The sequence below is a fragment of the Staphylococcus sp. HMSC056G08 genome (genome assembly GCF_001812305.1).
In the GTDB taxonomy this organism is placed as follows: Bacteria; Bacillota; Bacilli; order Staphylococcales; family Staphylococcaceae; genus Staphylococcus; species Staphylococcus simulans.
In genome coordinates this window covers 1-4,912 of sequence record NZ_KV808523.1, presented here as the reverse complement: position 1 = coordinate 4,912, position 4,912 = coordinate 1, and the positions used below count along the sequence as shown (strand labels likewise).

The window sequence follows — 4,912 nt, the reverse complement described above, 5'->3', positions numbered from 1 at the left end:
GTGTTAGAAGTGTCAGATGTCATTGCGGTCAACAGTATTAAAGGACGTTATCACGGCAGCAGTGTATTCGTGGATGTGACCATTGCGGTAGAACCAGACTTAACATTACAAGAAGCGCATGCTATTTGTGACCGAGTTGAAACACATATGCATAGTAAAGGTGTATCTTCGGTTTACGTACATCCAGAACCATATCATCCTGAAGAAGAATCTCATGAAGTGCATCATTCATAAATAGGGTAAACAGTACTTAAGCCATTGCTTAGGTGCTGTTTTTATTTGAAGAGATTTAACACCAAGCGACATATGTTCATCATTTTGTTTTTATAGAGTGAAAATGTGACAAATTTTCTATCTTTTCATTTTAAGCTAAAAATTATGAGATGTTGTATAAAAAAGTGGTAAAATATGAGATGAAAAGTGATGTATATCAAATTGAGCGCTTTTCTTAGAAGAAAGGAAGGGTATATATGCCTCAATTAATATTATGCCGACATGGTCAAAGTATTTGGAACGCAGAAAATTTATTTACTGGATGGACAGATGTTGATTTATCTGACCAAGGTAAAGAAGAAGCAACGACTTCAGGTGATCGCTTAAAAGCAGAAGGAATCAAAATTGATGTTGCCTTCACATCCGTATTAAAAAGAGCTATCAAAACAACTTACTATTTACTTGAACGCTCTGATCAATTATTTATTCCAGTTCATAAAACTTGGAGATTAAATGAAAGACACTACGGTGGATTACAAGGTTTAAACAAAGATGCTGCACGTCAAGAATTCGGTGAAGAACAAGTGCATATTTGGCGTCGTTCTTATGACATCGCACCTCCAGAAGCTACAGCAGAACAACGTGAAGCAGATTTAGCTGATCGTAAATACAGTGATTTAGATGCACGTGTTGTACCGACTTCAGAAAGTTTAAAAGATACATTAACACGCGTTATTCCTTATTGGGATGATCAAATTGCGCCTGAACTTTTAACTGGTAAAACAGTATTAGTTTCAGCACACGGTAACTCATTACGTGCGTTAATCAAACATATTGAAGGGGTATCTGATGAAGATATCGTAGGTTATGAAATTAAAACAGGTTCACCTTTAATCTATGAATTAGATGACAACTTGAACTTTGTTTCTAAAAGATATTTATAAAGTAATAGATGAATCATGAAAGAGCAGCGGTTATTTTACCGCTGTTTTTTTCATATATGTAAAAAAGCCTGAGCAACCTTGGAAGTAGGGTGCTCAGGCTATAATTTTGCAAATGACCAATCGCGTTTAATAGACTACAACTATTAATTGTCTAGGAATAAAAAGTTAAGGGAATGTTTTTTGAAATACTGTTTATATCCAGCTGCAGAGGTGTGCTTAATGGGTAGAGCACAAATAAGTGTTTGTGAAAAACGTCTTGGACATAAAATCTGTGAAAATTAATGTTAAAGGATCATTTGCAAAGTATATGGAAAACGTTATTTATTATTACGTTTATGTGCCTTGATAATCTTTAACGCACGTTTACGCGTTTTGATATTCGGGCTACTTAAATTACGTCTTGCTGTTGCTAAATCTTGTTTCATTTTTTTTCGCCTCCTAATCGTATTTCCTATTATGCATGAAAAATACATGTTTGTAAATAGGAATGATTACGATTTATAAAATTAATTGAGAAACGTTCTCAATATCGTCACATTTTAAATCGGTTAAGTCTGAGTAATTTGTATTGACGGAAGTTATGACTTGACTTAAAATATTAAGTATTCCGATTAGATTGATAAGGATAAAAGGAGAAATGTTATGAAGAAAATTTTGTTAGCAGTATTCACACTAGTTATTGCGGTGGCACTTGCAGCATGCGGCAATGGTTCAAATGATAAAAAGTCATCAGATAAAGATGATAAAACATTTGTAGTTGGGACAGAAGGTACATATGCACCTTTTACTTTCCATGATAAAGAAGGTAAGCTGACTGGCTATGATATTGATGTTACAAAAGCAGTAGCGAAAGAAATGGGTTATAAAGTTAAATTTAAAGAAACACAATGGGACTCAATGTTTGCTGGACTAGATTCAGGTCGTTTTGATGTGATCGCAAACCAAGTCGGTATTAATAAAGAAAGAGAACAAAAATATAAATTCTCGAAACCATACACATTCTCTAAAGGTGTTGTGGTTGTGAACAAAGATAATACAGACATCAAAAGTTTTGATGATGTCAAAGGTAAGAAAATGGCACAAACATTCACATCTAACTTCGGTGAGTTAGCGAAGAAAAAAGGTGCTGAATTAGTAAAAGTAGATGGTTTTAACCAATCTGTAGATTTGATTCAGTCTCATCGTGCAGACGGTACATTTAACGATAATTTATCTTACTTAGACTATATTAAGCAAAAACCTAATGCGAAAATTAAAGTGATTGAAGGCAATGCAGAAAAAAGTAAAACAGCATTCACGTTCTCTAAGAAAACAGATGACAAAACAATTAAAGAAGTTAACAAAGCTTTAGATAAATTAGAGAAAAATGGTGAGTTAGCTAAAATAGGTAAGAAATGGTTTGGTCAAGATGTTTCTAAACCTTAATGCGATTGTGCTAAATGACCAGCAGCAACACGCATGGGACGCAGCACAACAAGCATTCTTGCCGATGCTTGGCGGTTTATTAAAATATTCTATTCCCATTACGCTGGTAACGTTTGTATTAGGTTTACTTATCGCATTATTTACAGCTTTAATGCGTATTTCTACAAGTAAGATATTGCGTAGTATTGCACGTGTTTATGTTTCAATTATTCGAGGCACACCGATGATTGTACAACTCTTTATCATATTCTATGGTTTGCCGGAACTTGGCAGATTGATTACGAATAATCCAGATACCCAGTGGACACTGCCTTCAGTTGTGGCTGCGATTATAGGATTATCTTTAAACGTAGGTGCTTATGCATCTGAGATAATTCGTGGTGGTATTATGTCTATTCCGAAAGGTCAGACAGAAGCGGCATATTCAATTGGTATGAATTACAGTCAAACAATCAGACGTATTATTTTGCCTCAAGCAATCAGAGTGTCGGTACCGTCATTAGGTAATACTTTCTTAAATTTATTGAAAGATACATCATTAGTTGGGTTTATCTTAGTAGCTGAAATGTTCAGAAAAGCACAAGAAGTTGCATCAACAACTTATGAATATTTAACAATTTATATTCTGGTTGCTTTAATGTACTGGGTAGTATGTTTTATTATCTCAGTGATTCAGTCATACTATGAAGCTTACTTAGAAAGAGGGTATCGCGCATGATTGAATTAAAAGGAATCAAAAAGGCATTTGGAGATAAAACAGTGATTAAAGGTGTCGACTTAGAAGTCGCTGAAGGTGAAGTTGTAACATTAATCGGACGTTCTGGTTCAGGAAAGACAACTTTATTACGTATGATGAATGCGCTCGAATTACCGACAGAAGGTCAAGTCTTTGTAAATGGTGAAACTTATACGAATGAGGATAAGAAATCACAAATTCGTGTACGTAAACAATCTGGCATGGTATTCCAAAACTATAATTTATTCCCCCATAAAACAGCAGTTGAAAATGTCATGGAAGGCTTGATTGTCGTAAAGAAAATGGCTAAAAGTGAAGCGAAAACACGTGCTGAACACTTACTAGAAAAAGTGGGTTTGACGCATGTGAAAGATCAGTATCCTATTGCTTTATCTGGAGGTCAACAACAACGTGTGGCGATTGCGAGAGCTTTAGCGATGAACCCTAAAGTGATGTTGTTTGATGAACCGACTTCAGCACTGGATCCAGAGTTAGTTGTTGAAGTCTTACGTGTTATCAAAGAACTTGCTCAAGAAGGTATGACGATGGTTATCGTCACGCATGAAATGAGATTTGCGAAGGAAGTCTCAGATAAAACTGTCTTTATCAATGAAGGTCAGATTGGTGAACAAGGTCCTCCATCTGAGTTGTTTGAACATCCTAAAACAGAAGCATTACAACGCTTCTTAAATGTAATTCAAGAACAATAATAATAGGAAGTCTTCGGTTAATTCATAATCGAAGGCTTTTTATTTTTATTTAAGTCGTTTCAAACTAGAAAGGTGATGCTTTCAGGTGTATGATGAGGTTTATGAGTATAAAAATAGAGTGAGTAGAAAAAATATAAGACAAGAAGTCGATTCGCATCAAAGAAGTAAAACTCATGAATCGAGGCGTAAATGAAATGAAAAAATGGTTATTATTTATTAGTACTGTTATTTTGGCAGTCATTGTTCAAGGCTGTTCTCAAAAAGATCCTGATTTAGCAGGTAAAGGCGATAAAATTAAAATTGTAGAATTCGCGGACTATAAATGTCCTTACTGCAAGAAAGTAGAAGACCATATCATGCCGACACTGAAGAAAGATTATATCGATAAAGGTAAAGCTGATTATCAAATGGTTAATGTGGCTTTCTTAGGTAAGGATTCAATTATCGGTTCACGTGCCGGACATGCGGTTAAAATTTATGCGCCGAAACAATATTTAAATTTCCAACAAAAAATCTATACAGAACAACCTGAAACAAAAGATCATAAAAAACCATGGATTAATGAAAAATTACTAGATGGTCTGATTGATGAACTCAATATCTCAAAACAAACAAAAGAAGAGATTAAAAAAGATTATAAAACCAAAGACAGCAAGTCATATAAAGCAGCTGAAAAAGATAAAGCTTTAGCGAAAGAGAAAAAGATAGACACAGTACCAGTAGTTTATATTGATGGACAGATTGTAAAAGACCCCTATCAATTTAAATACTATAAAAAATTACTAGAAGAATAAGTTCAAAAGACAGTTTGTGTGGTGAGGCGTCACGATGCAAACTGTCTTTTTTAGGATCTCTGTCAAATAGGGCTGGTGAGCAAAAACACA

At 34.6% G+C, this 4,912-nt stretch carries 7 protein-coding genes; 6 read left to right on the top strand and 1 reads right to left on the bottom strand.

Translation table 11 applies throughout. From position 1 onward, the window contains the following. Together HMPREF2846_RS10690 and HMPREF2846_RS10685 are read left to right on the top strand one after the other, a co-directional pair. Nucleotides 1-234 (top strand): cation transporter dimerization domain-containing protein (locus HMPREF2846_RS10690; protein WP_305366921.1); only part of this gene is annotated, 234 nt, incomplete at its 5' end. 236 nt (nucleotides 235-470) lie between these two features. Next, nucleotides 471-1,157: a 2,3-diphosphoglycerate-dependent phosphoglycerate mutase gene (locus HMPREF2846_RS10685; RefSeq protein WP_002479750.1), complete on the top strand. Its 687-nt coding sequence runs from the start codon at nucleotides 471-473 to the stop codon at nucleotides 1,155-1,157. A gap of 317 nt (nucleotides 1,158-1,474) precedes the next feature. On the opposite strand, the gene HMPREF2846_RS14260 is transcribed toward HMPREF2846_RS10685, so the two are convergent. Beyond that, the gene (locus HMPREF2846_RS14260; RefSeq protein ID WP_002479749.1) at nucleotides 1,475-1,582 is read right to left on the bottom strand and encodes a putative metal homeostasis protein; all 108 of its coding nucleotides are present in this window, start codon (nucleotides 1,580-1,582) and stop codon (nucleotides 1,475-1,477) included. 217 nt (nucleotides 1,583-1,799) lie between these two features. Here HMPREF2846_RS14260 and HMPREF2846_RS10680 point away from each other — a divergent pair, with 217 nt between their 5' ends. The 4 genes from HMPREF2846_RS10680 (at nucleotide 1,800) to HMPREF2846_RS10665 (ending at nucleotide 4,822) form a co-directional block, all read left to right on the top strand. Next, nucleotides 1,800-2,582 (top strand): amino acid ABC transporter substrate-binding protein, encoded by a 783-nt coding sequence (locus HMPREF2846_RS10680; RefSeq protein WP_070626615.1) that lies wholly within the window; start codon nucleotides 1,800-1,802, stop codon nucleotides 2,580-2,582. Further along, the gene (locus HMPREF2846_RS10675) at nucleotides 2,566-3,300 is read left to right on the top strand and encodes an amino acid ABC transporter permease (protein ID WP_023015074.1); all 735 of its coding nucleotides are present in this window, start codon (nucleotides 2,566-2,568) and stop codon (nucleotides 3,298-3,300) included. Before HMPREF2846_RS10680 ends, HMPREF2846_RS10675 begins: the two co-directional genes overlap by 17 nt. Further along, entirely contained in the window at nucleotides 3,297-4,028 is a 732-nt protein-coding gene (locus HMPREF2846_RS10670) for an amino acid ABC transporter ATP-binding protein (protein WP_070626614.1), read from the top strand. The genes HMPREF2846_RS10675 and HMPREF2846_RS10670 overlap by 4 nt, the downstream gene beginning before the upstream one ends. 194 nt (nucleotides 4,029-4,222) lie before the next feature. Continuing rightward, nucleotides 4,223-4,822, top strand: coding sequence for a DsbA family protein (locus HMPREF2846_RS10665; RefSeq protein WP_070626618.1), 600 nt, complete (start codon nucleotides 4,223-4,225; stop codon nucleotides 4,820-4,822). The last annotated feature ends 90 nt before the right edge of the window (nucleotides 4,823-4,912 follow it).

Excerpts from the sequence above, each read along its gene's own strand:
- HMPREF2846_RS10685 (WP_002479750.1), top strand. The coding sequence starts at position 471 with ATGCCTCAATTAATATTATGCCGACATGGTCAAAGTATTTGGAACGCA.
- HMPREF2846_RS14260 (WP_002479749.1), bottom strand. The coding sequence starts at position 1,582 with ATGAAACAAGATTTAGCAACAGCAAGACGTAATTTAAGTAGCCCGAAT.
- HMPREF2846_RS10680 (WP_070626615.1), top strand. The coding sequence starts at position 1,800 with ATGAAGAAAATTTTGTTAGCAGTATTCACACTAGTTATTGCGGTGGCA.
- HMPREF2846_RS10675 (WP_023015074.1), top strand. The coding sequence starts at position 2,566 with ATGTTTCTAAACCTTAATGCGATTGTGCTAAATGACCAGCAGCAACAC.
- HMPREF2846_RS10670 (WP_070626614.1), top strand. The coding sequence starts at position 3,297 with ATGATTGAATTAAAAGGAATCAAAAAGGCATTTGGAGATAAAACAGTG.
- HMPREF2846_RS10665 (WP_070626618.1), top strand. The coding sequence starts at position 4,223 with ATGAAAAAATGGTTATTATTTATTAGTACTGTTATTTTGGCAGTCATT.